This window comes from Phormidium sp. FACHB-1136 (assembly GCF_014697375.1).
GTDB lineage: Bacteria > Cyanobacteriota > Cyanobacteriia > Phormidesmidales > Phormidesmidaceae > Nodosilinea.
Genome location: NZ_JACJRS010000197.1, coordinates 1 through 3,501, shown reverse-complemented (window position 1 = coordinate 3,501; position 3,501 = coordinate 1). Strand labels below are relative to the sequence as shown.

The following is a 3,501-nucleotide window of genomic DNA, read 5'->3' as shown; positions in this document are numbered from 1 at the left end:
ATGCTGTTGAGGCTATCCATCGGTGCACCGTGTTTTACTTGCACCTGCACTCTATGCGGTGGATAGCTTTTTTCCAACCCAACCCCAAAAAACTGTCCGGAGTGTTGCACTATTAAGTTTAGTTTTCCAGTCATCAATATTAATCAAGTGCTCTGCCAAATGAGCCGGGTTTAGTCCTCCCGTATTCATGAGAACAAGCGGAGTCTCTAATTCCTGCATTCGGTTGGTGAGGATTTTGCTAAAAATCTGAGGTAAACTATCTTTTGTCCGAGAAGAGCGACCTGATATAGTCAAGTTTTCCCATAGCATCGGCTGGGCAAATTTACCGGGTACCTCTATTTCAACTGATAGTTTTAAGGGGTATACTTTATCATTTTCAGCATTCAAATCTCCCAAAATTAACCCAGTGGCACTTGCATCTTCGAGTGTCCAAGTGTCATTGCTGCGGCTTATAGAATAGATCAGAGCATTTGTTGCTCGTTCAATAACTACCAAATCACCATCTCGCACTTGTGCTAACCTTGCTGAAGGACCATTGCCCTGCAGCACGTTAGCAGCTAAACGTCCCGTAATGGTGACTCGCATATTTCCCATAGCTCCTGGGAATCGAGCTTCAAACCGGGCTAAAGCATTCTTAATGGTTACCCGTCTGCCAATATTGGCAGCACGAGCTGCGACCCTGATGCGAGGAATCGTATTGTTAGCTGCCATAACGATATTATTAGCAGCTGTTCGTAGGGCATTGGCAGCGTTGATAATGTTGGTAGCAGTTGTGTTGTCCGTTATCGTTTTTAACGCTGTATCAAGAGCTGTAGATAAATTACTAATACTGTTTTCTGCAGTATCTACTGCTTCTACGGAAGTGTTAAGCTGAGGAATAGAAGCTTGCGCTTCAGTAGTAGCTGATGCAGGTAGAGCACTGTCAAGTACATTGTTCCCTGCTTCAGTACCGCTCTGATAAGCCGAGCTTACCTGTTCCCGACTTCTATTAACACCATCTAACAGATTCTTTGCTTCGACATATGCAGTATCAGCATTTCCGATTAGACTTCTGATTTCTGTTGTTAACTCAGCTGTGACGGCTGCTCTTTCAGGCCCATCAGGGGGTTGAATATTTCCAATAAAGCTTTCAAGCTGTCGTAGCACATTGCTGGAATTGCCATAATCATAATTGATGTTTGGGGAGGGAGTGCTAGTCAAGGCTGACAATACCTTGCGACTTGCAAAGTCAAGAACAACAATCGCTGCTGATTGAGCTTGTTGAGCTGCCTCAGATGCGGTCCTCAACGCAGACATAACTCGCTCAGTCTGACGAACAGCTAACTCGTCTACCTCATTTAATGCCGGTTGAGGAGCCGGAATGGCTGCAACTGCCCACCCATCTCCAGAAGTTGGTCGGGTGTAAGCCCTAGCAACATAAAGCCTTGCACCACCATTATCAAAGAATGCCCGCACTGCATGAGCTAAATAATTAGTTACCTCCACACGATTATTTCCATCTTCAAAGGTAAGAGGATCAAGACCACCATATATTCGCTCAAACTGGTTGAAGCTAGTTATCAGTTCTGGTTCTCCTTCTGTTGGGCCATAACGAGTAGGCCCAACAAAACCTGTGGTACTAGTACTTACCCCCTCGATAGATTTAGATCGAAAGCTAGTCTCTTCAACATAAACACCAGGGGCAAGATACTCAGGCATGGGGGCTCTCCTTTCGCGTTATACGTAAGCTTAGGCAGTTTGAATCCGTAGCACTGACTCCATCTCAGTGCCCTCAGCATTGAGGGCTGTCCCAAAAATCAGAGGGCGACCAAATTGCAAGGTTATGGGCAATTCATCGCCAAACGTTAGTCCTCCTGCCTCCGTGCGGTGGATGGCAATATCGACCGGGGGCTGGTTCAACACTGCCTCCAGGTCTAGCCGGTCACTACCAGGTAGCTGGGCCAGATTAGAGGCGTGGTAAACCGTCAGCGTGAGGGGAAACGTCTGCTGCACCAGTGGAGGATAGGGCGTGTCTGGCGTAGAGGGATCGGGTATCGGTGGATAGGGAATAAGCAGCAGTACCACCCCTCGATCATCCGTTAAACCGTAGTAGTCAAACCCAGCGGCAGGCGAGGCGGCAGCTCGAACCTGTGCCAAAGCATTGACGGCAGGGGGAGCGTCTACTCCGTCCCCAATCACAATTTGGGTGCGGATTACGGCCATGCCAGGTGGTATTGGCCGGGTTGGGGCCGACCACAGCTGTACCCCAAGAGCTTCTTCAGCAATTGCCTCTGGATGAAACCCATCGCCCTGGCCTCGAAAGACCCCTTTAAAGGGCACTTGCACGACAAAGGACATGGGCAAAAATCGGTTTGAGCGATCGACCAAGTCAATCACAACGTCTTCTTTAGGAATCCCAGGCTCCCAAGGCGATTGGTCTGGGTCTATCGGTCTTTCGCCAGAAGTTAGGCCAAAAAATGCGATCGTTCCGCTCGGGGTTGCTCTTCCGAAGACAGGCTTACCCAAACGTTGCGATCGATCTGCACTTAATCTTTGAGCCTTCACTTGCAGTCCATCAGCAATCACCTGATTAGTCAGCCGATCCCAGAAACGAATGCCCAAAAGGGTATGGGTCGTTATCCTTTCAATTGGCAAGAGCTTCATGGCTACCCTTCTACCACACACTGCATATCTAGAGTTCTCGACTGAACTGGTGGCCCTTCAGTAGGTATCCACGAAGAGTCGATCACAACACTACGGGCCAAATAGGGAATCGAAATTTGATAGGGCCTTTCTCCATGACCTAACGTCTCCCAAAGCTGCAATAGTTCCTCGTTACTAATTTCACCCAGCACCAAATCAACCGTTTCATTTTCCCGAAAGCTATCGCCAGGGGTAACAGAGTTTAATGTAGAGGCGACTAGAGGAGAGCATTGCTCCAGAACATACATTACCCAACCAACCAACCAGCCTATTCTGAATATCAGAAGTTTGTGCCCAGATTGTGATCAACAGGTGTAGATCTAGAGATAGCCCGCTTCCTGATCGACTACCATCTGGCCATAATTTGCCTGGAGGATTGCGACAAGATAAGTTAGGAACTACACGATATAGAAATATTGAGGCTCCAGAATCCACCTTTATCGGGGGGGCTAAATCTGCAAAATCATTAGAGTGATAGACAGCAAAAGCAAAATTGAAGTTTTCAGGATTTTCAGGAGTAGACAAACCTAACTGCGCAGGAGTAAGCTGATATGCATTTAAATTGCATTGATTGTGTTTCCTTTGTTTTTGATCTTGCGATCCCAGTTGATGACAAGCTGCCCTTCGTTCAACAGGTTATGAACAAGCGCTTCTAGATCCTCAATCGACTCAAATAGACGATTGGCAATGAATTCCTTTGCAGAGTGCCAAACTGGACAGTGGGAAGTTCTGTATCCGGTAGCGGGACGCCAAGAAAAACGGACATGAGCTGAGTCAATCGACCCATCATGTCCGAAACTGGCTGATGTAAAGCCTTTC

2 protein-coding genes and 1 pseudogene are annotated in these 3,501 nt (G+C 47.5%); all 3 read right to left on the bottom strand.

Annotation, left to right across the window (positions count from 1 at the left end; translation table 11 throughout):
• Positions 1-51: 51 nt before the first annotated feature.
• On the bottom strand, positions 52-1,698 hold the full coding sequence (locus tag H6G62_RS26305; protein WP_190500716.1) for a hypothetical protein: 1,647 nt from the start codon (positions 1,696-1,698) through the stop codon (positions 52-54).
• Positions 1,699-1,728: 30 nt separating this feature from the next.
• Complete coding sequence (locus H6G62_RS26300; protein WP_190500715.1) at positions 1,729-2,202, bottom strand: hypothetical protein; 474 nt, start codon at positions 2,200-2,202, stop codon at positions 1,729-1,731.
• A gap of 1,037 nt (positions 2,203-3,239) precedes the next feature.
• A pseudogene (locus H6G62_RS28170) lies at positions 3,240-3,501 on the bottom strand (hypothetical protein); the annotation flags it as partial.

Bases quoted from the DNA above. Each gene is read 5' to 3' on its own strand.
- H6G62_RS26305 (WP_190500716.1), bottom strand. From the start codon at position 1,698: ATGCCTGAGTATCTTGCCCCTGGTGTTTATGTTGAAGAGACTAGCTTT.
- H6G62_RS26300 (WP_190500715.1), bottom strand. From the start codon at position 2,202: ATGGCCGTAATCCGCACCCAAATTGTGATTGGGGACGGAGTAGACGCT.